Consider the following 25,815-nt stretch of genomic DNA (forward strand, 5'->3'; position numbering starts at 1 on the left):
TGGGGGGCTTGCAGCAGATCAATAGACAGGGGTAATACGGGCGAAATCTATGTAGGAGCGAGCTTGCTCGCGAAGAACCTGAGAGCACCGTTGGGTACCAGGCTTCCCGCGTTATCGTTAGCGACCTTCGCGAGCAAGCTCGCTCCTACAAGGACGGCATCAGGCTTGACGCTGGTGCTTGTCGATTTGCTCGTGGCGCTCTTGCGCTTCGATGCAGTACTTGGTGGTCGGGCTGATCAGCAGGCGCTTGAGGCCGATAGGCTCGCCGCTGTCATCGCACCAGCCGAAGGAATCTTCCTTGATACGGCCCAGGGCCTGCTCAAGTTGCGGCAGCATGCGCTGGTCGCGGTCGATGGCATTCACCAGCCAGGTGCGCTCTTCTTCGACAGAAGCAGCGTCAGCCGGGTCAGCCGGGGTGTCCAGGCTTTCGATGGCGATGCGGTTCTGCTCAATGCGCTCATGGTGTTCCACTTTCATGTCTTGCAACAACTGCTCAAAAAAAGCGTGCTGCTCGGCATTCATGTAGTCATCCGCCGGCATGGCCAGCAACTTTTCCTTTGTCATTGATTTCTCTATAAAAAATACGTGCATCAAGGCGAATAAGGGAGCGTTCCGGAAGGCCTGTACAGGTCTCGGAAAGGCGCCGTCCATTTCAAGCGCCACCCGGCACTCAATTTACGAGGGGCGGCAGTCTAAGGCCGACTTGAGGGCTCAGCAACTGAAATGACAGGCATTTTTTCCAAGATAACCCGCAAAGGCACCAGGACGGGCTCGGCGAACGGTCATCGGAGTGCGTTTATAGCAAGAAATTCAGTGTTGTGGAGCTATATAGAAGACAAACGGTTAAACGTTGATGGCAAAACGCTCATGTGGGAGCCGGGCTTGCCCGCGATGCAGTCGACTCGGTCTGTCAGCGAGACCAAGTTGATGCTATCGCAGGCACGCCAGCTCCCACATTGATTGATGCAGCCTTGAGGACCGTGTTAGCGCTTGAGCTTGCGCTTGTTGCGGTACTGGTCGATCACCACCGCCACCACGATGATCAGGCCCTTGATGATGTCCTGGATGTAGGCATCCACACCGACGAAGGTAAACCCGCTGGCCATCACCCCGAGGATCAGCGCGCCGATCACGGTGCCGGTGATGCGCCCTACTCCGCCCGCCAGGCTGGTGCCGCCGATCACCGCAGCAGCAATCGCGTCCAGCTCATAGGACATGCCCATGCCCGCCTGCCCGGTGGCCGCTCGTGCCGAGGCCACTACACCGGCCAGGCCCGCCAGCAGGCCGGCGATGCTGTAGACGATGATCAGGTGACGCTTGACGTTGATCCCAGAGGTGCGCGCCGCCTGCATGTTGCCGCCGATGGCGTAGGTGTACTTGCCGTACTTGGTGTAGCGCAGGGCGATATGGAAGATCACCGCCACCACCAGGAAGATCACCACCGGCATCGCGCCGTGGCCGATGGCCGTGTAGGAGTCCGAGAGCATGCTCACCGGCTGGCCTTCGGTGTAATAACGCGCCAGGCCACGGGCCGAGACCATCATGCCGAGGGTGGCAATAAACGGTGGAATCCCGGTGACCGCAATAATGCTGCCGTTGATGGCCCCCGCCAGCAGCCCCACACCCAGGCCCATCGCCACCGGTATCCACACCGGCAAGTCGGTCAGGGATGGAAACACTGCCCGGGAAAAGTCGGAAGTCTGCGCCAGACTGGCGGCGATCATCGCCGACAACGCCAACACCGAGCCCGAGGACAGGTCGATACCGGTGGTGATGATCACCTGGGTCACGCCAATCGCCAGCAGGCCGATGATCGACACTTGCAGGATCATCAACACCAGGCGCTGGGAGTTCATCAGGAAACTCTGGTCCCGCACGATCCAGCCGAACAACTCAAACACCAGGCCGATGCCAATCAGCACCAGCAGGATGCTCAGCTCGGTGGGCATGCGTCGACGGTGCTTGACCGGCGCTGCAGCGGGCTTCTTTTCCTCGGGTTTGCTTTCCAGTATCGCGTTCATAACCACTCACCTTTTTTTATCGCGTTGCGCCGGCCGCAACGGGCCGGCGCCGTGTGTTCGTTAGTGGACCGCCGTCATACCGGAAGCCAGTTGCATGACTTTTTCCTGGGTCGCGTCCGCGCGGTCCAGGGTGCCCATCAGGTCGCCTTCGTGCATCACCATTACCCGGTCGCTCATGCCCAGCACTTCCGGCAGCTCCGAAGAAATCATGATCACGGCCATGCCTTCGCTGGCCAGGTAGGAAATCAGCCGGTAGATCTCGGCCTTGGCGCCCACGTCGATACCGCGAGTGGGCTCGTCGAGGATCAGCAGCCGCGGGTTGGTCATCAGCCAGCGGGCCAACAGGGCTTTTTGCTGGTTGCCGCCGGACAAGGTGTCGATGCACTGCTCAAGCGACGGGGTTTTCACCCGCAGCTTGGTGCACATGTCTTCACACAGGGCCCGCAGGGCCTTTTGCTGGATGAAGCCGTTGCCGGAGTAAAGCGGCAGCACGGCCATTTCCATGTTTTCCAGCACCGAGAGGCAAGGAAACAAGCCGCTGAGCTTGCGGTCTTCGGTCAGCAGCGCGAAGCCCTTCTCGATGGCCATGTGCGGGTCGGTGATGCGCACGGTCTTGCCGTCCAGCTGGATCTCGCCGCCGGAGCTTGGGGTGATGCCAAAAATGGTCTCAGCCACGTTGGTACGGCCAGAGCCCATCAACCCGGCAATGCCGAGAATCTCGCCGGCGTGCAGGTCAAACGACACGCCCTGGAACACCCCGTCCAGGCGCAGGTCGCGTACCGACAGCAGCAGATCGCCGATCGGCTTGTCGCGCACCTGGAACAGCTGGCTCAGCTCGCGCCCCACCATCATCGAGATCAGGCTGTCGCTGTCCATGCTGTCGGCCCGTTGCAGGCCGATGTACGCACCGTCGCGGAACACCGCCACTTCATCGGCGATGGCGAACACTTCGTTCATTTTATGGGTGATGTAGATGATGCCTTTGCCCTGGGACTTGAGGTCGGCAATGATCGAAAACAGGTGGGCCACTTCCTTGTCGGTAATCGCCGAGGTGGGCTCATCCATGATCAGGATGTCGGAGTCATAGGACACGGCCTTGGCAATCTCGACCATCTGCCGCTCGGCGATGCTCAGGTTGCCGACGTGTTCTTCCGGGTCGAGGTTGATCCGCAGCCGCTCCAGCAATTGCGCGGTGCAGCGGTGCATTTCCCGGTGGTTGACCATGTGCAGGCCGTTGAGCTGTTCGCGGCCGATCCAGATGTTCTCGGCGATGCTCATGTGGGGCATCAGGTTGAGTTCCTGGTGGATCATCGCGATGCCGGCTTTCTGCGCCGCCAGCGGTGTCTCAAACACAATCGGCTTGCCCCGCAGGCGGATTTCACCGGCGTCGGGCTGATAGATGCCGGCGATGATCTTCATCAGCGTCGACTTGCCCGCGCCGTTCTCTCCCATCAGCGCCAGCACCGAACCGGGGCGCACCCGCAGTTGCACATCGGCCAGGGCCACGACGCCGGGAAAGCCTTTGCTGATGTTGGAGATCTCCAGCAGATAGGGTTCTTCCAGTACCAGGGGCTGGATACCGGGAGGCTGGGAAGCAGTCGCTTGAGCAAACATATCGGGTACTCCGTCAGCAGGGCCGCCGTGGCTGCCCTGCCGGTTTATTGTTGTTATTAAGGGCTACTTGAAGTCTTTGACGTTGTCCGGGGTGATCAGCTTGAACGGGATCACCACGTTCTGCTCCACCGGCTCGTGCCTGGCCATCTTGCGTGCTGCTTCCACCGAGCCCACGGCCTGGCCGTTGGCGTCCTGGAAGGCCGACGCGGCCATGTCACCCTTGGTAATCGCGTTGAGGCCGTCCGGCGTGCCATCCACGCCCGCGATCAACACGGTGCCCGGCTTGGTCCCCGCCGATTTCAACGCCATGGACGCACCGATAGCCATCTCATCGTTGTTGGCCAGTACTGCGTTGAACTCGCGGCCCTGGGTCAGCCAGTCATTGACCAGGGTCATGCCCTTGTCACGCAGCCAGATGCCGGTCTGTTCCTGCTCGATCTTGATGTCCGGGTATTTGGCCAGGACTTCCTTCACGCCCTTGGTGCGGTTGGTGGTGGAGTTGTTCGCCAGGTCACCCAGCAGGATCACGATCTTGCCCTTGCCACCGAGCTTTTCGGCGATGTACTGCATTTGCAGGCGGCCGGCCTCGACGTCATTGGAGGTCACGGCCACGATGCCCTTGGGCAAATCGGTCTGGTCGGGACGACGGTTGACGTACACCAGCGGAATGCCCGCCGCGAGCGCCGCTTTACTGATGTTGGCGGTAGATGCCGTGTCGACCGGGTTGACGATGATGGCGTCGACTTTCTGGCTGATAAAGTTCTCGACCTGGCTCAATTGCTTGACCACGTCGGCGCGGGCATCTTCGAACTGCAGCTGTACGCCGTCACCCTTGGGATAGGACTTGGCTTGCTTGTCCATGTCCTCGCGCAGGTAGGTCAGGAAGGTGTCATCGAATGCCGACATGCTCACACCCACCTTGATATCGGCGGCGGTGGCAAAACCGCTGGCGAGCATCATTGACAGGGCCAGCGCGGTAAAACGGATCGGGGTCTTCATGAACGGTCTGTCTCCAATTTCTTGTTGGTTTTGTGGACGTTGCGTTTTTCAGAGCGAAGCTGTCGGCAGTCGAACGATCGGCGCCCCCGGAATGCAGCACACCAGGGAACCCTTGCTTTCGACGCACAGGACATTCAGGAGGGAGAAGTAAAACGGCCGGGCGCGGGGCAGACCGCGTGGCTTGAGGGCAGGACGTAAAACTCGCAGTACAGCGTTGAAGATTTTCATCTGACGGTACCTGGTTGTTTTGATCTTGTTTTTGTCGAGTCGCCCGAATCGAGTCCGAACGTACTTTATGCAACCTGGAAATGACTTTATTGGAAAATAATTTCCATATCAACTTATTTTAGAATTTTATTCTATTTTTCATCTGTGGCTTTCCACAGCGGGTATTTCCACCACCTGCTGGCGCTCCGAACTGAGGCGCGCCGCGTCCAGTACACGGGTGGTTTGCAGCGCATCCCGGGCGTCCACCGGCAACGGCCCCTGGCCTTCCACTGCGCTTTGCAACTGGCTGTAGAACTGGTTCCAGCGGCCTTTTTCCGAGGGCACGCGCTCGCGCTCCTCACCTTGCTCGAACCAGCCCCAACGCCGGTGTTCTTCGGCGCCCCAGTGCTCGCCTTCGGTTTTCGGGGTCTTGCCGGCCATCAACAACGCTTCCTGGCCGTCCAGGCCTTCCACGGTGTAGCACCCGGCGCTGCCATTCACCCGGAAACGCGGCGCCTGGCTGTTTTGCAAGGCACTCCCCCACAGATGGGAAATCACCCCGTTGGCGTGGGTCATGGACACGAAGAAACCGTGATCTACTGTGGGCTCCTGCGGGGTGTAGTGCAATTGCGCGAACACCCGCTCCACCGGGCCGAACAGCTGCATCGCCTGGTCCACCAGATGGCTGCCCAGGTCCCGCAGGAACCCGCCGCCGCTGGCATTGCCCACGGAGCCCGGGTTGTAGCGTTCCACCCGGGATTCGAAGCGGGTGACGGTGCCCAGTGCGCCGGCGTCGATCAGCTTGCGCAGGGTCAGGAAATCCGAATCCCAGCGCCGGTTCTGGTAGACGCTGAGCAGCACGCCCTGGCGCTCGGCGGCGGTAATCAAGGCCTGGGCCTGTTCGGCATTGCTGGCGAAGGGTTTGTCGCTGACCACCGCCACACCGTGTTCGATGGCTTCCAGCACCAGCGCGGGACGGCCCTTGAGGGTGGTGGAGATCACCAGGGCGTCGACACCGGCCTCGACGATCTGGCCGATGGTATCGAAGGCTTTTACACCGGGATGGTCTTTCGCCAACTGTTGGCGACGCTCGGGTGAGCGGGTGACGACGCCGACAAAGGTCGCCCCCGGCAGGCTGGCAATCAGCGGTGCGTGAAAAAAGCGGCCACCGTGGCCGTATCCAACCAATCCGATTCGCATACAAATACTCCTTGGTTAATTGTGGCGAGGGAGCTTGCTCCCGCTCGGCTGCGTAGCAGTCGCAAGCTTTTGGGGGCGCTTCGCACCCCAGCGGGAGCAAGCTCCCTCACCACAGAGCAAGCCACAGCGATCTAACAGCAAAGTTCGCGGGTGACCCGCTCCAGCATCATCCGGTTGGACTCATCCGGCCGGTCTTCCCAGGCGAACACCGACACCGTGGCGATGCCGTCGAACTTGATTTCCCGCAGGGTGCCGAAAAACGCCTCCCAGTTGACCTCGCCCTGGCCGATGTCCAGGTGCTGGTGCACGGTGGCCGTCACGCCCGGCGGATTGACGATGTAGCGCAGGTTGGAGGACGCCCGGTGGTTGTAGGTGTCGGCGATGATCAAGTGGCTGAGCTTTGCGCCTGCGTACTTGAGCATCGAGGCGATATCGCCCTTGCCGTCGTCATAGAAGAAGGTATGTGGCGCGGCGTAGAGGTAGTTGATCCAGTCGCGGTCGAGGCCGCGAATGATGTCCACCGACTCGTTGTTGCGCTCGCAGAAGTCATACGGGTGCGCCTGGATATCCAGCTTCACGCCTTCGCGCTCGAACTCCGGCATCAGCTCATCCATGGAGCGCATGAACTGGTTTTCGCACACCAGCGGGTTGTCCGACTGGCCAGTGAATTCGGTGTTGACCAGCTCGCAGTCCATTTCCACGGCGATCTGGATCGCGCGCTTCCAGTTGCGTACGGCGGCAACCCGCAGGCCTTCGTCAGCGGCGGCCCAGTGGTACATGGGCAGCAGGGACGAGAGTTGCACGCCGGCGTCGCTCAGGGCTTTGCGAAATTCCTTGATGCGCGCCCGGTCGACCCGGGCGGCCTTGTAGAACGGCAGGAAGTCTTCCCGGGGCGAGAGTTCGATGTGCTGGTAGCCGAGTTCGGCGGCCTTGTCGACCATTTGGCCGAGGGGCAGGTGGCGGTACATGTAGGGGTCTAATGCGATGCGCATGTTAGAAACGCTCCCAAATCTGATGTTGGAACCCGATCAAATGTGGGAGCTGGCTTGCCTGCGATAGCGGTGTATCAGGCGACAGTATTGTTGAATGTGCCGCCGTCATCGCAGGCAAGCCAGCTCCTACAGTGGAATAGGTGGTCAGCCGTAGAAATGCGGACGGGGTGGCAGCCCCACTTTCACAATCTGCCCACTGTTCTGCGCCTCGATGCACGCATCCGCCGCCACCGCCGCCGCAAAACCATCCCACGCCGACGGCCCGCCCACTTGCCCGGCCCGCACGCCGTCGATAAATGCCTGCAACTCGACGTCATAGGCCGCGATAAACCGGTCTTTCCAATCCATCAGGATCGCATTGGACAGCTTGGCCTCACTGCGCATCTGCACCTGGGACGGCTCCGGCAATTTCGCAATACCGGTCTCCCCCACCACTTCACATTGAATGTCGTAGCCGTATTGGCAGTTCACAAACACTTCCACATCGATGCGCGTGCCCTTGGCGGTTTCCAGCAGCACGATCTGCGGGTCACGCAAGTGCGCCAACGCCTTGCTCGATTTACGCGGAAACACCACTTGCACCGACACATAGTCATCCGCCAGCAACCAACGCAACACATCCAGCTCGTGGATCAAGGTGTCGGTGATCGCCATGTCGGTCTTGTAGTTCTCACCCACCCTCGGGTTGCGGTGGGCACAGTGCAGCATCAACGGCTCGCCGATCTGGCCGCTGTCGATCACGGCCTTGAGGGCGCGATAGCCGTGGTCATACGGGCGCATGAAACCCACTTGCACCAGGCGCTTGCCGTGGGCCACTTCGGCCTCGACGATCTTGCGGCAGCCCTCGGCGGTCACGGCCAGCGGTTTCTCGCAGAACACCGGCTTGCCGGCAGCAATCGCCGCCAGCACGAATTCTTCGTGGCTCGGGCCCCAGGAGGTCACCAGGACCGCCTCGACTTGCGGCGAGTTGATCAGCGCGTGGCCGTCCGGGTAGACCTCGGCGGTGAGTTTCAGGTCCGCGACGACCTTGGCAGCTTGTTCAAGGTTGATGTCCGTCACCGCCACCACCTGGCTGTTGAGCAAGGTCTGGCTGCAGCGACGAATGTGATCCTGGCCGATGGCGCCAGTACCGATAACACCCAACTTCAAAGACATGGAAACACTCCTCTTGTTATTAGTACTGCCGGGCCTTGGCCAGGCGTTCATTGAGTTGTTTGGCCACCGCATCGGTGCGCGCGCTGGTGGACACCTGCGCCACACCGACTCGCCACCACGACAGGTATTTGTGGATCATGGTCTTGGGCAAAACCTTGATATCAATCAGCGTCGACACCGTTTGCGTGCGCGCATCGGCCAGCGCCGCCTGCAGCTGCTCCACGGTGTTGACCTTGTAGGTCTTGCAGCCATAGGCCGCCGCGCTCATGGCGAAGTCCACCGGCACGAACCCGCCGTCGAGCTTGCCGGTCTCGGGATTGCGGAAGCGGAACTCGGTGCCGAAGCTGTCCATGCCGTGTTCCATCTGCAAATTGTTGATGCAGCCGAAGGTCATGTTGTCCAGCAGCACCACGTTGATCTTGCGCCGCTCCTGGATCGAGGTGGCCAGCTCCGAGTGCAGCATCATGTAGGAGCCATCGCCCACCAGTGCGTACACCTCGCGCTCGGGCTCGGCCAGCTTGACGCCCAGCGCCGCGTTGACCTCGTAGCCCATGCACGAATAGCCGTACTCGACGTGGTAGGTGTTGACGCCCTTGCTGCGCCAGCTGCGCTGCAAATCGCCCGGCAGGCTGCCAGCGGCGGCGACGATGATCGCATCATCAGCCAGGGTTTCGTTGAGCACCCCGAGCACGCGGCTTTGGGTCAGGCAGGAACCGGTCAGCTCGATGAATTCACGCAGCACCGCCGGGTCCATGTGGTCGTTGATTTCCGGGACGAAGTTTTCGCTCTGGTAATCGGCCTGGTAGATGCGGTCCACTTCGGCATCCAGTTGCGCCTTGGCATCCCGTGGCTGATCACCCCAACTGGAGCGATAGTCACCCAGCGCTTCGGCCAGCGCCTCAAGGCCCACCTTGGCATCCGCCAGCAATTGCACGGCGTCCAGTTTCAGCACATCGCACGGGCTGATATTGAGGTTGAGAAACCGCACCTCGGGATGCTTGAACAGGGATTTGGATGAGGTGGTGAAGTCGGTATAACGTGTGCCGATGCCGATGATCAGGTCGGCTTCAGGTGCCAGCAGGTTCGCCGCCAGGCAGCCGGTTTCACCAAGGCCACCGAGGTTCAGCGGGTGGCTGGACACCACCGCACTCTTGCCCGCCTGGGTTTCCGCGAACGGAATGTCGAAGCGCTCGGCAAAGGCTTGCAGCGCGGCATTCGCGCCGGAGTATTTGACCCCACCGCCACACACGATCAGCGGTTTGCGCTTGCCTTTGAACGCCGCTACGGCATCGCCCAGCATCGCTTCGGTCGCCGGGCGGCGGTCGATACGGTGCACGCGTTTCTGCAGGAAGTAATCCGGGTAATCCCACGCCTCGCCCTGCACATCCTGCGGTAAAGCCAGGGTCACCGCGCCGGTTTCGGCGGGGTCGGTGAGCACGCGCATGGCGTGGATCGCCGCGGTCATCAACTGTTCCGGACGGTTGATGCGGTCCCAGTATTTGCTCACGGCACGAAAGGCGTCGTTGGTGCTGATGCTCAGGTCATGGAACTGCTCGATCTGTTGCAACACCGGGTCCGGCTGGCGGCTGGCGTAGACATCACCGGGCAACAGCAGCAACGGAATGCGGTTGGCGGTGGCAGTCGCCGCCGCGGTCAGCATATTCGCCGCGCCCGGCCCTACCGAAGAGCTGCAGGCGTAGATCTTGCGGCGCAGGTGCTGCTTGGCAAAGCCAATCGCCGCGTGGGCCATGCCTTGCTCGTTGCGGCCCTGATGCACCACCAGGTCACCGCTGTCCTGCTCCAGGGCCTGGCCCAGGCCCAGCACATTGCCGTGGCCGAAAATCGTGAAGATGCCGGCGACAAATTTGCTCTGCACGCCATCGACTTCGATGTACTGGTTATCCAGAAACTTCACCAGGGCCTGGGCCATGGTCAATCGGGTTGTGGTCATGGGGTGCCCCTTATCGTTTTTGCAGGTGGGCGATGCTCGCCCCCAGTGCCTGCTTGATGTCCGCCAGGCCATGCACGCTTTCGGCAAACGGCTCGAACGACAGGTAGCCGCTGTAGCCGGTGCTGAGCAAGGTGTCGATCTGCGCGGCGTTGCCGAGGATGTCGGCCTCGCCCACCAGCACCCGGTGGCCGTCGCGGATCGAGTTCAGCGGCGCCTCGGCATCTTCCACACCGGAGATATGCACCAGCCCGGTCAGCTCGGGGAAGAACTCATGTTCGCTGGCCAGGTGATGGTGGAAGGTGTCGTGCACCACGCGGAATACATCCAGCCCGCCGATGGCCTTGATCGCATCCACCGCCACGCGCTTGCGGCGCAGGGAGCATTCTTCAAAACCCAGGGGTTCGACGAAGCCGAGAATCCCGTATTCCCGCAGGATCGGCGCCAGTTCGCTCAAGGCGGTGCGCAAACCGGCGGCGCGCTGGGCTTCGTTGCGTGAGTCGGCACGGTCGTTCAACGGGCACATCACCAATGCCTGTGCGCCGGATTCGCGGGCATAGGCGGCCAGCTTGATCGCCTGGGCGCGGCGCTCGTCGTTCCATACATCAAACGGGTACAGCGCGTTGATCGACAGCACGGTGATGCCGTGCACCGCGCACAATTCGCGTACGCGGCTGGCGGGAGTGCCGTCTTCAATCTCGATGCCCTTGAGGTCGTTGCGGATCTCGATGGCGTCGCATTTGAGGGTCACCGCCAACTGGATAAAGTCTGGCAGGGAAAGGCTGGGGGCGACCATGCGGTTCAGGGCAAAACGTAGAGGCGACTTCATTATTGTTGTGCTCCACACTTAACAGTTACTTGGCGGTTGGCATGCTGAATTCAGGGCCCTTGGCAATGCTGTCGGGCCAGCGTTGCATGACGCTTTTGTAGCGGCTGTAGAAACGAATGCCTTCTTCGCCGTAGGCATGGTGGTCGCCGAACAGCGAGCGCTTCCAGCCACCAAACGAATGCCAGGCCATGGGCACCGGAATCGGCACGTTGATGCCGACCATGCCGACCTTGATGGTGCGGGCAAACGCGCGGGCAATGCCGCCGTCGCTGGTAAAGCACGACACGCCGTTGCCGAACTCATGGGCGTTGATCAAGGCCACCGCGCTGGCAAAATCCGCCACCCGCACGATGCCCAGCACGGGCCCGAAGATCTCTTGCTGGTAGATGCTCATTTCGGTGGTGACGTTATCGAATAAGGTCGCGCCGACGAAGAAGCCACCTTCCGCGCCCGGCACCTTGAAGCCACGGCCATCGACGATCAGCTTCGCGCCCTGCGCCACGCCCTGGTCGATAAAACCCTCGACCTTGGCCTTGTGCTCGGCGGTGACCAGCGGGCCCATCTCGCTGTCTTTTTGCATACCATTGCCGACCTTCAACTGGTCGATACGCGGCAGCAGTTTTTCGATGAGCTTGTCACCGACATCGCCCACCACCACGGCAATCGAAATCGCCATGCAACGCTCGCCGGCCGAGCCGTAGGCCGCGCCGATCAAGGCGTCGGCCGCCTGGTCCAGGTCAGCATCCGGCATCACGATCATATGGTTCTTCGCGCCGCCCAACGCCTGTACACGCTTGCCGCGCTGGGTCGCCTGCTGGTGGATGTACTCGGCAATCGGGGTGGAACCGACAAACGAAATCGCCTCGATGTCCGGGTGCTGCAACAGGCCGTCCACGGCGCTTTTGTCGCCCTGCACCACGTTGAACACACCGTCGGGCAGCCCGGCTTCGGTCAGCAGGCGGGCCATCAGCAAGCTGGCGGACGGGTCGCGCTCCGACGGTTTGAGGATGAAGCAGTTACCGGTGGCCAGGGCCAGCGGGATCATCCACAGCGGCACCATCACCGGGAAGTTGAACGGGGTGATGCCGGCGCACACGCCCAGGGGCTGGCGCAGGTTCCAGTTGTCGATGCCGCCGCCGATGTTGTCGCTGAAATCGGTTTTCAGCAGGTTCGGCGCGCCACAGGCGTACTCGACGATCTCGATGCCGCGAGTGACTTCGCCCTTGGCGTCGGAGAACACCTTGCCGTGTTCACGGCTGATGATTTCGGCCAGTTCATCGTGGTGCCGGTCGAGCAGTTCCTTGAACTTGAACAGCACCCGCGAACGGCGCAGGGACGACTGCTCGGACCACGCCGGGAAGGCTTTCAGCGCCGAGGCCACGGCTTCATCGACGGTCTTCTGGCTGGCCAGCCCGACGCGGGCCTGGACTTCGCCGGTGGCCGGGTTGAATACATTGCTGAAACGTTCGCTGCCGCTGTCCTGCACCTGGCCGTTGATGTAGTGGCCGATTACTGGGGCGTTGCTCATTATTGTTCTCCGTCGAAAGTGCTTTAAAGATCCAGCAGCCAGCTGTGCTGCGGGTCGTTATGGAAATGCCAGGCGCGCTTGGGGCCGGCCATCACGTTCAGGTAGTAGGACTCGTAGCCATACGGCACGCTGACCGGGTGATACCCCTTGGGCACCACCACCAGGTCGCTGTTTTCCACTGCCATGGCCTGGTCGATGCTGCGGTCGTCGGTGTAGACGCGCTGGAACACGAAGCCCTGGGGCGGGTTGATCTGGTGGTAATAGGTTTCTTCGAGAAAGCTCTGGTGCGGCAGATCGTCGGTGTCGTGCTTGTGGGGCGGGTAGCTCGACGAGTGACCGGACGGCGTACGCACCTCCACCACCAGCAGCGAATGGGCGGGCTCGCTGTCGGGCAGGATGTCGCACACGTAGCGGGTGTTGGCACCCTTGCCGCGGACGCTGCGTTTGCATTGTTCGGGGCGGATCAGGCGTGGGGCCAGGCCTGCTTCGGTTGAGCCGGGTGCGGCGCAGACGGCGATTTGCACGTCGCTCAGGGCGGTGACCTGGGCGTCGGTGCCCGGCGGCAGGTAGGCGGCGAACGGGGATTTGTCTTCGAACACCGAGTGGCGATCACCGAGGTTTTCCCAGTTGAAGCCTTCGCCCTGAATAGTTACCCGGCCGCTGAGCAGCACCAGGCACAGTTCTTTATCACCGGCGGTGACGGGCAGGGTTTCACCCAGGCTCAGGCGGTAGGCGGCGAAGCCCACGTATTCCAGGCGCCCTTCTTCCAGGGCGACCATGGTCTGCCCGCGTTTGCTGCTTTTGACCAACAGGCTCATTGTCCGGTCCTCTCACTCAGAAGTGCGCGCAGCGTGTCATAGCCTTTCTTCGCGTAGATATAGCTCGGCGCCACGGCGGGATCCTGCTCGGCCTCCACCACCAGCCAGCCGTGGTAGTGGGCGGCCAGCAGCACGTCCAGCAGTGCGGCGAAGTCGATATCACCGTCGCCGGGCACGGTGAAGGTGCCGTTGACGATGCAGTCCGGGAAGCTCCACATCTGGTTGCGCGCCAGTTGCACCACCGGTTTGCGTACGTCCTTGAAATGTACGTGGCAGATGCGGTCGATGTGTTTGCGCAGGACGTCGAGGGGCTCGCCGCCGCCCATGTAGCAGTGGCCCGAGTCGAACAGCAGGCCGACTTCCGGACCGGTGCGGCGCATCAGTTGGTCGATGTCTTCCGGAGATTCGACGTAGGCGCCCATGTGGTGGTGGTACGCCAGGCGCACACCCTGGGACAGAGTGAAACGCGCCAGTTCGGTGAGCTTGTCGGCGTACTCCTGCCAGGCCTGTTCGCTGTGGAAACGCGGGCGTTCCATCAGGCGTACCGGCGAACCCTGGATCGAGTCGGCGACTTCGCCGTACACCAACACTGTGGCGCCGTTTTCCCGCAGCAGTTCGACGTGGCTGGCGATGGCCTCGATTTCTTCCGCCACCGAGCGCCGGGCCAGGCGGCTGGAGTACCAGCCGGAGACCAGCGCCAGGTCATACGGGCGCAACACATCGCCCACGCCCTTGGCGTCCTTGGGGAATTTGCCGTTGAGTTCGAAACCTTCGTAGCCGATGTCCTTGCCTTCGCTGAGGGCGGTGCTCAACGGCGTTTCGCCGCCCAGGGCCGGCAGGTCGTCGTTGCTCCAGGAGATCGGGTTGATGCCAATTCGGATAGCGGGCATGGCTGCACCTTTTATTGTTTTTCAGAGTTGCCTGAGATCTGCTTTATGTGGAAGCCAGCTTGTGTGGGAGCTGGCTTGCCTGCGATGCAGACACCTCGGTGCTTCAGATAGACCGAGTGGATCCTATCGCGGGCAAGCCCAGCTCCCACATAAACCAGCTCCCACCTTTGATTGCATTCCAATTCAATGAGCGGCGCTTAACTTCGGGCGCTGCGCCAGGCACTGATCAATTGTTCAAAGATGCCCTGGGCCTGTTGAATCAACCCCTCATCGTCGATCTCCCCTGCCAGCCACGCTCGGCTGGGCTCCTGGAAGATCGTGCGGCCCACGGCGAAACCACGGCAGGTCTGGCTCTGGCTGGCTTGCCGAAAGCCATCGGCCAGGCATTCGGCAGAAGCATTCAGGCCCAGCAGCACCACGCCTCGGCAGTAGGGGTCGCGTTCCTGGATCAATTCATCGAGCTTCTTCCAGTCTTCGGCCGACTGCGCTTCGATCTTCCACCACGCCGGGTAGATGCCCAGGTTGTACAGGCGCTTGAGGCTGCGATAGAGCACGTCGGGATAAGTAGACGGATGATCCTTGGGCGGCACGATTTCCAGCAACAGTTCGTGGCCGCTGACCAGGGAGGCCTGGTACAGGCTCTTGAGTTGCGCTTCCTGTTCCAGGCGCAGCAGCGGTTCGTCGTCGGGGTGGTATTGCACCAGGCACTTGATGATCTGCTCACGGGGCCAGGCAATCAGGTTGCTGCCCACCGAGCGGCCGTGTTCAAAGGCCAGTGGCCGGGAGTTCTGGACTTCCACCGGGCGGGCGATCCACCAGCCGCGACCGGTGGCGGCGTTCAGCGCGTCCTGGCCGAAGCGTTGGTCGGCCAGGATTCCGACGTCGGCCTCGACGCCCTGCTCCGCCAGTTTGCTTTCTACCCGTTCCACGGCCTGGATGAACAGTTGCTTGAGGGCGCTGATGCGCGCCGGGTCCTGGCCGCCCTTTTGCGCCAGCTCCACCAGTTGCCAGCGGTGGTCGAAGGCGAATACAAACAGCTGCTTCCAGGTTTTGCGCGGCACGCTGACCTGGTGCAGGCGTTGCAGCACCGCGTCTTGGTCCGGGCGGGTAATCGGCACCGGACTGTTGAACAGGTAATCGAGTTCGGCACGGGTCGGCATCGCCGGTGCGCAAGCATGGCGGGACACCACCAGGCCGCCGCAGGCATTGGCCAACTGGCAGCAGCGCTCGTCGCTGGCATCGATCAGCCAGCCACTGAGGAAGCCGGACATGAAGGCATCACCGGCGCCCAACACGTTGAGCACTTCCACCCGCACACCTGGGTAGATCGCGCCGTCTTCGAGGCGCGCCGGGATGTCGCCGTGGATCACCGTGCAACCCTGCGGGCCAAGCTTGACCACCAGGGTGGCCGGCGTGAGGCCGCGCACCGTGCGCAGCGCGGTCAGCAGATCTTCGCTGCCGCCGGCAATCAGGAATTCTTCTTCGGTGCCGACGATCAGGTCGAAACGCGGGAGGATTTTTTGCACGTGCTGGCTGACATTCTGGTCGGCCACAAACCGGGTTTCACCGTCGGCCTTGCCGGCCAGGCCCCAGAGCACCGGGCGGTAGTCGATATCGAGCACGCGCTTGACGTTGTGCTTCTCGGCGTAATCCAGGGCCTGGATGCTGGCCTTGTACACGCCGTCAGTGGAGAAGTGCGTGCCGGTGATCAGCAGCGCCTTGCTGGAAGCAATGAACGCTTCGCTGATGTCTTCGGCGCGCAGGGCCATGTCGGCGCAGTTCTCGCGGTAGAACACCAGCGGGAAGGTTTCGCGGTCCTTGAGGCCCAGCAGCACCATGGCGGTAAGGCGTTCCGGGTCGACCTTGATACCGCTGACATCGCAGCCTTCGCGGGCCAGGGATTCCAGCAGGAAACGCCCCATATGGTCGTCCCCCACCCGGCTCAACATGGCCGACCGCAGGCCCAGCCGTGCAGTACCGAAGGCGATGTTGGCGGAGGAACCGCCGAGGTACTTGGCGAAGCTTGAAACATCCTCCAGCCGTGCACCCACTTGTTGTGCGTAAAGGTCGACGCCCAGGCGTCCCAGGCAAATCAGATCCAATTGACGCCCACTGGCAAAACGAGTCTGGCCCATGCTGGCTCCTGTTATTTTTATCAGCCTGCGTGTGCCGTCGTGGTGGCGGCATACGCTCTTGGTGCAAGCAGACTAGAACGTCTGGCGACGCCAATCAATATTTATTCTATAAATATTTTTTGTGGAATATATTTTCCAATACGCCACCATCGACGTGTTCCAGCCACGGTGCAACGTTTCAGCTGTACCGCGGGGCGGGATGCCGAGGTATTTTTTTGCGCCTACCCTGTAGACTTGCGCACATCGACTTATTGTCAGGGGCGCTCCAACGCGCCCTATAAGAACAAGCCAGAAGGATTCCCTATGTCCCAGAGCGCCCCGGAAGACGCACTCGCCAGCCCGCCGATCAACGCCGAGCGCCTGTTGCAGCTGATCACCGATGAGTACGAGAGCCTGCCGCGCCAGCTCAAGCGCATCGCCAGCTACATGAGCCAGCAGAGCGACCGGATCATGGTCGACCGCATCAGCGACATCGCCCGTGAATGCGAAGTGCACCCGTCGGCCATCGTGCGGTTTTCCCAGCGTTTCGGTTTCAGTGGCTTCAGTGAGATGCAGGCGTTGTTCCGCGAGGCCTACACCCACAAGACCACGCCGGTGCAGAACTACCAGCAGCGCATCCGCAGCATGATCGCCAACAAGTCGCAGAAAGCCAGCGGCGGCGACCTGGCGCGTGAATGCGTGAACGCCACCCTGTCCGGCATCGAGCGCCTGGGGCTGGAGCTGGATGACGCCGCCTTCGACAAGGCCGTAGACCTGGTAGTGAATGCCGACAATATCTACGTGGTGGGCGTGCGCCGCTCGTTCGCCGTGGCGGATTACCTGGTGTACAACCTGCAGCACACCAACAAGCGCATTCACCTGGTCTCGGGGTTGGGCGGCAGTTATCGCGAGCAGATGCGCAGTGTGCGGGCCAACGACCTGGTGATTGCCATCAGCTTTACGCCCTATGGCAAGGAAACCCAGCACTGCCTGCGGATTGCCCAGCACCATCAGGCCAAGACGTTGATCATCACCGACAGCAACCTGTCGCCCCTGGCCAAGCGGGCAAGCACGGTGTTGCTGGTAAATGAAGGGTCGTCGTTTGCGTTCAGGTCACTGAGTGCGACGTTGTGCCTGTGCCAGGCGCTGTTTATTGCCGTGGCCTATCGGCTGGAATTGAAGGTCGATGAGATTCATGAGCAGGTGGGATTCGACGACTGAATAAGCGCAAAACGCTGAACCCTGTGGCGAGGGAGCTTGCTCCCGCTGGGCTGCGCAGCAGACCCAAAAAAAGCGGGAGCGCTACGCACTCCAGCGGGAGCAAGCTCCCTCGCCACAGGGGTGCTATGCATTTCGGGATTAGCGCAGGGCCCTTCGCAGCACCTTGCCCACCGTCGTCTTGGGCAATTCCTCGGTACGAAACTCCACAAACCGCGGCACCTTGTACCCCGTCAGGTATTCCCGGCAGTGGGCCAGAATCTGCTCCTGGGTCAAACCCGGGTCCTTGCGCACCACGATGATTTTCACCCGCTCGCCAGTCACGCCATCCTCAACCCCAATCGCCGCCACTTCCCCAACGCCTGGATGCAGCGCCACCACGTCTTCGATCTCGTTGGGGTACACGTTGAAGCCGGACACCAGGATCATGTCCTTCTTGCGGTCCACCAGGCGAATGAAGCCCTGCTCATTCATCACCCCGATATCCCCGGTCGACAGCCAGCCTTCGGCATCCAGCACCTCGGCCGTTTCCGCCGGGCGCCTCCAGTAGCCCTGCATCACCTGCGGCCCGCGCACTTGCAGCTCGCCCTGCTCCCCCAGCTCCGCCAGCTCACCGTCCTCACGGATAAACCGCACCCAGGTCGACGGCAGCGGCACGCCGATGCTGCCGGTGAATTCCATCTCGCGCATGCGTGAGATGTCGATGGGACTGATGCTCACCACCGGCGAACACTCGGTGAGGCCGTAGCCTTCGATGATCGGCAAGCCGGTGACTTCCTTCCAGCGCTTGGCCACGGCGGTGTGGGTGGCCATGCCGCCGGCGATCACCATTCGCAGGTCGGAGAAATCCCGGGCGCAGAACTCTTTGTTTTCCAGCAAACCGTTGAACAGCGTATTCACCCCGGCAATCCCGTTGAATCGCTCCTTGCGCAGGATCATCTGCACCCGTTTCACGTCCCGCGGGTTGGCGATCAGGATGTTGCGCCCGCCCAGGCACATGAACATCAGGCAGTTCACCGTGAGGGAAAAGATGTGGTACAGCGGCAGCAAGGTAACGTTGGTTTCCTGCTGGTTCTGGTCCAACTGGTCACCCACCCACGCCTTGGCCTGCAACAGGTTGGCGATGATATTGCGATGGCTGAGCATCACGCCCTTGGCGTCGCCGGTGGTGCCGCCGGTGTATTGCAGGAAGGCCAGGTCTTCGCGGTTCATCGGCACTGGCAGATGGGCCTGCCCGCGTCCCTGTTTCAACACCTGGTTGAAGCGCACCGCGCCTGGCAAGTTGAAGCGTGGCACCTGCTTTTGCACGCTGCGCAGGATGAAGTTCATCGCCGCACCCTTGAAGGTGCCGAGCAGGTCGCCGATGGCGGCAATCACCACGCGTTTGACGGTGCTGGCGGCGACCACTTTCTCTAACGTATGGGCGAAGTTTTCGAAGATCACGATAGTCTCCGCCTCGCTGTCCTTGAGCAGGTGCTGCAACTCCCGGGCGGTGTAGAGCGGGTTGACGTTGACCACCACCGCGCCCGCCAGGATCGTGCCCAGCAGGCAGATCGGGTATTGCAAGCAGTTGGGCATCATCAGCGCCACCCGGTCGCCCTTCTTCACGCCCTGGGCTTGCAGCCACGCGGCAAAGGCGATGCCCTGCACCTCCCAGTCGGCGTAGGTCATTTCGGTGCCGATGCTGACGTAGGCCACGCGGTCGCGGAACTTGTGCAGGTGCTCCAGGAACACCTCGCGCAGCGACGGGTAGGCCTCGATGCCGGCGTCGATGTCTGCCGGCACGCCGGGCAGGTAAGCGTTCAACCAGAGGCGTTCGGTCTGTTCCAGGCTTACAGCGTTCATGGCAGTCTCCTTGTTGTTTTTATGGTGGGAACTACTTTTCGACGATGGCGGTAATGCCCAGCCCGCCCGCCGCGCAGATCGAAATCAAGCCACGCCCGCCGCCGCGCTGGTGGATGGCCTTGGCCAATGCCGCCAGTTGCCGGCCACCGGTGGCGGCGAACGGATGACCGCAGCCGAGGGAGCCACCGTTGACGTTCATTTTGGCGCGGTCGATGCTGCCCAGCGGAGCGTCCAGGCCCAGGCGGTCGCGGCAGTACTGCGGGTCGTCCCAGGCCTTGAGGGTGCACAGCACCTGGGCCGCGAAGGCCTCGTGGATCTCGAACAGATCGAAGTCGGCAAACGTCAGGCCTTCGCGCTTGAGCATGCGCGGCACCGCATAGGCCGGGGCCATCAGCAGGCCTTCGGTGCCGTCGACGAAGTTCACCGCCGCGGTTTCGCCGGTTCGCAGGTACGCCAACACCGGCAAGCCGCGTTCGGCAGCCCAGTCCTCGCTGGCCAGCAGTACCACCGAGGCGCCGTCAGTCAGGGGTGTGGAGTTACCAGCAGTGAGCGTGCCGTTCTGGCGGTCGTAGGCCGGGGACAGGCCGGCGAGTTTCTCCAGGCTGGCGTCGGCCCGCAGGTTGTTGTCCCGGGCCAGGCCGCGATACGGGCTGATCAAATCGTCGAAGAACCCCTGCTTGTACGCGGCGTCCAGCCGCTGGTGGCTGGTGAGGGTCAACTCGTCCTGGGCCAGGCGCTTGATCTGCCAGCGCTTGGCCATTTCTTCGCAGTGTTCGCCCATGGACAGGCCGGTGCGCGGCTCGCCATTGCGCGGCAGCAGCGGCTTGAAAAACATCGACGGGCGCACGCCCATCAAGGCCTTCAGCTTGGCGCCGGAGCCCTTGGCGCGGTTGGCTGAAAGCAAGGTGCGGCGCAGGGATTCGTTGATGCCGATGGGTGCGTCGGAGGTGGTGTCGGAGCCGCCGGCAATGCCCACTTCGATCTGCCCGAGGGCGATTTTATTCGCCACCAGCAACGCCGCTTCCAGGCCGGTGCCGCAGGCTTGTTGCAGGTCGTAGGCCGGGGTTTCGGGTGACAGCGTGGTGGACAGCAGGCTTTCCCGGGCCAGGTTGAAATCCCGGGAATGCTTGATCACCGCACCGGCGGCGAACTCCCCCAGGCGCAGGCCGTGAAGGTTGTAGCGGTGCACTAAACCTTGCAAAGCAGCGACCAGCAAATCCTGATTGCTGTCATGGGCGTACACGGTGTTGGAGCGGGCGAACGGAATACGGTTGCCGCCGATTATCGCCACACGACGGGTGGGGGCCGGGTTGAAACTGTAGTCACTCATCAATGGCTCTCTTTCCAGATAAACAGCCCACGCATATGGGGTTTGTCACCGGCGAAATTGCGCACTTCAAACTCACGGCGCGGGCCGGTCGGCGGGGCATTCCACAGGGCGACCTGGCCGGGCAGGAAGATCGGCAATTTGAAGTCGCAATGGGCCTCGGCCTGGTCCAGTCCACCGGGCGGTTGCTGGGCGGCAAGGGCGCGGCCCAGGGTCCACATGCCGTGGGCGATGGCGCGACGAAAACCGAACAGTCTGGCGCCGATTATCGAGGTGTGAATCGGGTTGAAATCCCCCGAGACTTTGGCAAACCGTCGCCCCAGATCCGCCGGTAGCGCCCAGCGCTGGGTGCGCAGCAAACCCTCTTCCTGCAACGGCAGCACGTCGTCCCAGGGTTCACCGACCGGGGCGTTTACATCGCGACGCAAATACAGGCTGTCGCTCTCCCACACCAGGGTGCCGGCGCTGTAGGCCCGGGTGGCGATGCTCAGGGCCTGGCCCTTGGGATGGGCGACCCAGCGCTCGCAATACACCTCCAGGCGCAGGGCCTGGCCCTCCTCCAGGCGTCGATGCTGACGGATGCGATTGGCCAGATGCACCATGCCGCTGGCCGGGTACGGGAAACTCGGGCGCGTCAGCAACATCAGGTGCAACGGGAACGCCAGCACATGGGGATAGGACAGCGGCACGCCTTGCTCGCGGCGAAAACCACAGGCCCGACCATAGGCCGCGATGCCTTGGGCAGACAGCTCGACCGCCGAACGCACCAGGCGTTCTTTCGGCAGCGTCGGTGCACCGTCCACCTTGGGTTTGCGCATTGCCAATACGCCGTCCAGCAGCAGGCGCGAGCGCGAGGGCGGCGGGTCAATAATCTGCGTCACATAGTCCATGTTCAGGCTCCCAACAGGCTTTGGCCGCAGACCCGCACCACCTGGCCGTTGACCCCGCCGGAGGCCGGATGCGCCAGCCAGGCGATGGTTTCCGCCACGTCGATGGGCTGGCCGCCCTGGGACATGGAATTCATCCGTCGCCCCGCTTCGCGGATCATCAGCGGGATTTTCGCGGTCATCTGGGTTTCGATAAAACCGGGCGCCACGGCATTCACCGTCACTTGCTGCGCCGCTGCTTGCGGTGCCAGGCCTTGCACCAGGCCGATCACCCCGGCCTTGGAGGTGGCGTAGTTGCTTTGCCCGAGGTTGCCGGCAATGCCGGAAATCGACGAGACACACACGATCCGCCCGCCCGGATTCAGGCCCTGGCTTTGCAGCAGCGCGGTGCTCAGGTGCAGCGGTGCTTCCAGGTTGACCGCCAATACGCTGCGCCAAGCCGCTTCAGTCATCTTGGCGATGGTCTTGTCGCGGGTGATCCCGGCGTTGTGCACCACCACGTCGAACGCGCCGTGTTGGCTGACATGGGCCTGCAACTGCTGCGCGGCATCGGTGGCGGTAATGTCCAGCGCCAGCGCGGTGCCACCGACACTGCTGGCGGCCTGTTGCAAGGATTCCTGGGCCTGGGGCACATCCACGCAGACTACTTGCGCACCGTCGCGGGCCAACACTTGGGCGATCGCCAGGCCGATGCCACGGGAGGCGCCGGTGACCAGGGCGCGACGGCCGCTGAGGGGTTTGTCCCAGTTGATCTCGGCTTGGCTGTCCACCGGTGTTTCGAGGCGCACCACTTGCCCCGAGACATAGGCCGAGCGCCGCGACAGGAAGAACCGCAGGCTGCTTTCCAGCGCGCCCTCGGCGCCCGGTGCAACGTAGATCAACTGCACGGTGATCGCCCGGCGCAGCTCCTTGGCCAGTGAGCGTACCAGCCCTTCAAGGGCGCGTTGGGCGATGGCTTGCGGCAAGTCCTTGCACAACTCCGGCGCGGTGCCGAGCACCACCACCCGTGCGTGCTGCCCGAGGCGCTTGGCGTTGGCGTGGAAGAAGGCGTAGAGCTCGTCCAGTTGCTTGAGGTCGGCGATGGCGCTGGCGTCGAACACGGCGCCCTGGACCTTGACCGTGGACGGTGCCTTGAGGGTTGCGGCAGTTGCGCTCACGGTGTCGGTGGCGGTGAAGATCCGCTGGATTTCAGCAGTCAGGCGCCCTGCCCCGGCGACGATCACCGGGTTGGCCAGGCCTTGCTGGCCGCTGCGGTGGCGTTGCAGTGCCAGGGGTTGGGGCAGCCCGGCGGTGCGGGCCAGCCAGGCGCCCCAGGGGGAGTTAACGAAAGAAAGGTAGCTGTCACTCATGGGTAAATTCACTCACAACACGGTCTTGCCATGGAAACCCGACCTCTGTAGGAGCTGGCTTGCCGGCGATGGCATCGCCTCGGTGTAACGGATACACCGCGGCGTCTGCATCGCAGGCAAGCCAGCTCCCACATTGACCGTGTTCCTCCAGTTCCAGTCAGTTGACCGGCGCGTTTTCGCCTTGGCTGGCGCGGCGCTTTGCGCTCGGTTTGGCGGCCTGTTCCAACGCCTGGTGGCGCTGCTGCAGGGCTTCCAGCAAACCGAAGTCCTGCGGGAAGTCGTCCACCTGGATCGCGTGATCGCCGTATTCCACATAGCGCGCCAGCAAGCTGTCTTCGTCGTCTGTGATCAGGTCCAGCGCCCGCGCCTTGACCCGCCATGGGGTGAACGCGGCGCCGGAAATCGGCATGGGGTCGATCAGGCCTTGCTTGACCGCGCCCTTGAGCCGCGCCTCGATCAACTCCACCTGGGGCAGCAGGCGCAAACCCAGTTCGCCATAAGCCAGCTTGTCGATTTCCGGCCGCGGAATGTAGGAGTTGCCCAGCAAGCGGTCACGGGTTTCCCCCGGCACCTGCACCAGCTCCGCCACTTGCGCCAACAGGCGATCCGACGGTTTGCGCTGCGGGATTCCGAACGGGAACGTCAAGCCACGCACCACGGCGGACGCGGCTTTCGACGGATAGTTATCGAGCACTTCAGCCAGGGCTTCATGGGCGCGCAGCAACGCGTCCTGGGCCGCCCAATGCACCAGCGGCAAATCCGCCTGTGGCCGGCCATCATCCTCGAAGCGCTTGAGCACGCAGGACAGGATATACAGCTGGGACAGAATGTCCCCCAGCCGCCCCGTGATGCTTTCCTTGCGCTTGAGGGCACCGCCCAGCACGCCCATGGAAATGTCCGAGATCAACGCCAGCACCACCGACAGCCGATTGGCCTGGCGATAGTAGGACGCCAGCGCCGGGTCGGTCTTGCCCGGCACCGAAATCAGCCGCCCGCCTGTCAGCGAATGCACTGCGGCGCGTACGGTATTGGCCAATACAAAACTCAGGTGACCGAACATCGCGCTATCGAAATCCACCAGGGCCCTGCGCCGGTCGGTGTTGCGCGCCGCTTCCATCTCGCGGAACACATAGGGATGGCAACGGATCAGGCCCTGGCCGTAGATGATCAGGCAGCGGGTCATGATGTTCGCGCCCTCCACCGTGATGGCGATGGGGCTTTGCTGGTAGGCCCGGGCGAGGAAGTTGTTGGGGCCCATGCAGATGCCCTTGCCGGCCACGATGTCCATGCCGTCGTTGACGATGATGCGTGCACGTTCGGTGACGTGGTACTTGGCGATGGCCGAGATCACCGAGGGCTTTTCACCGGCATCCAGTGACGCCACCGAGACCTTGCGCACCGCATCGCAGGCATACAGATGCCCGGCCATGCGCGCCAGTGGCGCCTGCACGCCTTCGAACTTGCCGATGGGCAGGCCGAATTGCTTGCGCATCGCCGCATAAGCCGTGGTGCCGCGCACGGCCACCTTGCCCAGGCCGACGTTGGCCGACGGCAGGGAAATCGCCCGGCCGGCGGCCAGGCATTCCATCAACATGCGCCAGCCGTTGCCGACTTGCTCGCGGCCACCGATCACCCATTCCAGTGGGATAAAGACGTCCTTGCCGGTGGTGGGGCCGTTCTGGAACACGGCGTTGAGTGGCCAGTGACGCCGGCCGCTGTTCACTCCTGGGTGGCTGGTTGGGATCAACGCGCAGGTAATGCCCAGGGAACCGGGCTGGCCCAGCAGGCCGTCCGGGTCTTCGGCGCGGAAGGCCAGGCCGAGCACCGTGGCGATCGGGCCGAGGGTGATGTAGCGCTTGTCCCAGGTCACGCGAAAACCCAGCACTTCCTCGCCTTCATGCTGGCCTTTGCAGACGATGCCCAGGTCAGGAATCGCCCCCGCATCGGAGCCGGCATACGGGCTGGTCAGGGCGAAGCACGGGATGTCTTCGCCACGGGCCAGGCGTGGCAGGTAGTAGTTGCGCTGGGCGTCGGTGCCGTAGTGCAGCAGCAGTTCCGCCGGGCCCAGGGAGTTGGGCACCATCACCGAAATCGCCGCCGCCGAGCAACGGGTGGAAAGTTTCATCACCACCTGCGAATGCGCGTAGTGGGAGAAACCTTTGCCGCCGTATTGCTTGGGAATGATCATGCCGAGGAAACCGGCATCCTTGGTGTACTGCCAGCCCTCGGGGGACATGTCTTGCCAGATTTGAGTGGTTTCCCAGTCGTTGGACATGTCGCACAGGGTCTCCACTTCGTTGTCGAGGAAGGCCTGTTCTTCAACGCTGAGGCTGGCCGGCGCAGCTTGCAGCAGGCGCTCCCAGCGCGGTTTGCCGCTGAACAGCTCGGCGTCCCACCACACAGTGCCGGACTCGATGGCGGCGCGCTCGGTGTCGGACATCGCCGGCATGATGCTGCGGAAAAGGCCCAGGGCCTTGCTGGTCAACAGGGTGCGGCGCAGCGGTTTGATCGTCAGCAGCAACGCAGGCAACACTACCAGCACCGCCACCACACCGGCGCCGAAACCGGCCACCACGTTGAACAGGTAACCGACCGCCAGCCAGACCAGGCCGGCACCCAGCCAAAGGGTGGCAGCGGCTTGTCGATACGCCAGGGCAGTCGCTGCTGCGAGTCCTGCCAATAACCAGATAACCATGGGGATACCTCTACTCAATTCAGGGTACGGCTGATGCGCAAGCAGGTCGCAATAACCTGTGACGTAAAGCCACACTACAAACTTGAAAAGATAAATTCAAATTTTGTTTTGAAATTTTTATTTAATGCTTGGACAAAAAAACAACGGCTGAACGGGGCCAGCCTTGCAGGTTAAGTGGA

Annotated in this window: 19 protein-coding genes and 1 pseudogene; 1 reads left to right on the forward strand and 19 read right to left on the reverse strand. The window is 62.4% G+C overall.

What is annotated here, in order from left to right:
- Positions 1–50: 50 nt before the first annotated feature.
- The 14 genes and pseudogenes from M2400_RS13930 to iolC all read right to left on the reverse strand — a co-directional run.
- A pseudogene (locus M2400_RS13930) lies at positions 51–137 on the reverse strand (outer membrane lipoprotein carrier protein LolA); the annotation flags it as partial.
- 22 nt (positions 138–159) lie between these two features.
- On the reverse strand, positions 160–564 hold the full coding sequence (locus M2400_RS13935) for a TraR/DksA C4-type zinc finger protein (RefSeq protein WP_010173153.1): 405 nt from the start codon (positions 562–564) through the stop codon (positions 160–162).
- Positions 565–983: 419 nt separating this feature from the next.
- Positions 984–2,021 carry an ABC transporter permease gene (locus tag M2400_RS13940; RefSeq protein ID WP_003214704.1) on the reverse strand — a complete coding sequence of 346 codons (1,038 nt, stop codon included), beginning with the start codon at positions 2,019–2,021 and terminating at the stop codon, positions 984–986.
- 60 nt (positions 2,022–2,081) lie between these two features.
- The gene (locus M2400_RS13945; protein WP_259197155.1) at positions 2,082–3,635 is read right to left on the reverse strand and encodes a sugar ABC transporter ATP-binding protein; all 1,554 of its coding nucleotides are present in this window, start codon (positions 3,633–3,635) and stop codon (positions 2,082–2,084) included.
- Between the two features lie 63 nt (positions 3,636–3,698).
- On the reverse strand, positions 3,699–4,634 hold the full coding sequence (locus M2400_RS13950) for a sugar ABC transporter substrate-binding protein (protein WP_010173158.1): 936 nt from the start codon (positions 4,632–4,634) through the stop codon (positions 3,699–3,701).
- Between the two features lie 366 nt (positions 4,635–5,000).
- The gene (locus M2400_RS13960; protein ID WP_259197163.1) at positions 5,001–6,041 is read right to left on the reverse strand and encodes a Gfo/Idh/MocA family protein; all 1,041 of its coding nucleotides are present in this window, start codon (positions 6,039–6,041) and stop codon (positions 5,001–5,003) included.
- A gap of 131 nt (positions 6,042–6,172) precedes the next feature.
- Entirely contained in the window at positions 6,173–7,033 is an 861-nt protein-coding gene (locus M2400_RS13965) for a sugar phosphate isomerase/epimerase family protein (RefSeq protein ID WP_177044685.1), read from the reverse strand.
- 144 nt (positions 7,034–7,177) lie between these two features.
- Positions 7,178–8,188, reverse strand: a complete 1,011-nt coding sequence (locus M2400_RS13970) for a Gfo/Idh/MocA family protein (RefSeq protein ID WP_177044683.1) — start codon at positions 8,186–8,188, stop codon at positions 7,178–7,180.
- A 19-nt stretch (positions 8,189–8,207) separates the two neighbouring features.
- Positions 8,208–10,139, reverse strand: a complete 1,932-nt coding sequence (gene iolD, locus M2400_RS13975) for a 3D-(3,5/4)-trihydroxycyclohexane-1,2-dione acylhydrolase (decyclizing) (protein WP_177115852.1) — start codon at positions 10,137–10,139, stop codon at positions 8,208–8,210.
- A 10-nt stretch (positions 10,140–10,149) separates the two neighbouring features.
- Entirely contained in the window at positions 10,150–10,965 is an 816-nt protein-coding gene (locus M2400_RS13980; RefSeq protein ID WP_177044680.1) for a TIM barrel protein, read from the reverse strand.
- A 25-nt stretch (positions 10,966–10,990) separates the two neighbouring features.
- Positions 10,991–12,493: a CoA-acylating methylmalonate-semialdehyde dehydrogenase gene (locus tag M2400_RS13985; protein ID WP_177044678.1), complete on the reverse strand. Its 1,503-nt coding sequence runs from the start codon at positions 12,491–12,493 to the stop codon at positions 10,991–10,993.
- Positions 12,494–12,516: 23 nt separating this feature from the next.
- Positions 12,517–13,311, reverse strand: a complete 795-nt coding sequence (gene iolB, locus M2400_RS13990; RefSeq protein WP_017479897.1) for a 5-deoxy-glucuronate isomerase — start codon at positions 13,309–13,311, stop codon at positions 12,517–12,519.
- Positions 13,308–14,201: a myo-inosose-2 dehydratase gene (gene iolE / locus M2400_RS13995; RefSeq protein WP_177044673.1), complete on the reverse strand. Its 894-nt coding sequence runs from the start codon at positions 14,199–14,201 to the stop codon at positions 13,308–13,310. The genes iolB and iolE overlap by 4 nt, the downstream gene beginning before the upstream one ends.
- A 197-nt stretch (positions 14,202–14,398) precedes the next feature.
- Complete coding sequence (iolC, locus tag M2400_RS14000; protein ID WP_177078285.1) at positions 14,399–16,336, reverse strand: 5-dehydro-2-deoxygluconokinase; 1,938 nt, start codon at positions 16,334–16,336, stop codon at positions 14,399–14,401.
- Positions 16,337–16,639: 303 nt separating this feature from the next.
- On the opposite strand from iolC, the gene M2400_RS14005 reads away from it, so the two are divergent.
- The gene (locus M2400_RS14005) at positions 16,640–17,536 is read left to right on the forward strand and encodes a MurR/RpiR family transcriptional regulator (protein ID WP_177044670.1); all 897 of its coding nucleotides are present in this window, start codon (positions 16,640–16,642) and stop codon (positions 17,534–17,536) included.
- 138 nt (positions 17,537–17,674) lie between these two features.
- On the opposite strand, the gene M2400_RS14010 is transcribed toward M2400_RS14005, so the two are convergent.
- From M2400_RS14010 to M2400_RS14030, 5 genes are all read right to left on the reverse strand, one after another.
- On the reverse strand, positions 17,675–19,378 hold the full coding sequence (locus M2400_RS14010; protein ID WP_259197179.1) for an AMP-binding protein: 1,704 nt from the start codon (positions 19,376–19,378) through the stop codon (positions 17,675–17,677).
- Between the two features lie 31 nt (positions 19,379–19,409).
- Positions 19,410–20,708, reverse strand: coding sequence for an acetyl-CoA C-acetyltransferase (locus tag M2400_RS14015; protein WP_177078288.1), 1,299 nt, complete (start codon positions 20,706–20,708; stop codon positions 19,410–19,412).
- Complete coding sequence (locus M2400_RS14020) at positions 20,708–21,595, reverse strand: MaoC/PaaZ C-terminal domain-containing protein (RefSeq protein WP_259197183.1); 888 nt, start codon at positions 21,593–21,595, stop codon at positions 20,708–20,710. Before M2400_RS14020 ends, M2400_RS14015 begins: the two co-directional genes overlap by 1 nt.
- 2 nt (positions 21,596–21,597) lie before the next feature.
- On the reverse strand, positions 21,598–22,941 hold the full coding sequence (locus M2400_RS14025; RefSeq protein WP_259197185.1) for a 3-oxoacyl-ACP reductase: 1,344 nt from the start codon (positions 22,939–22,941) through the stop codon (positions 21,598–21,600).
- Positions 22,942–23,098: 157 nt separating this feature from the next.
- Positions 23,099–25,636: an acyl-CoA dehydrogenase gene (locus tag M2400_RS14030; protein WP_259197186.1), complete on the reverse strand. Its 2,538-nt coding sequence runs from the start codon at positions 25,634–25,636 to the stop codon at positions 23,099–23,101.
- Between the last annotated feature and the right edge of the window lie 179 nt (positions 25,637–25,815).

The sequence above is a fragment of the Pseudomonas sp. BIGb0558 genome, from assembly GCF_024807515.1.
Lineage (GTDB): Bacteria > Pseudomonadota > Gammaproteobacteria > Pseudomonadales > Pseudomonadaceae > Aquipseudomonas > Aquipseudomonas yamanorum_A.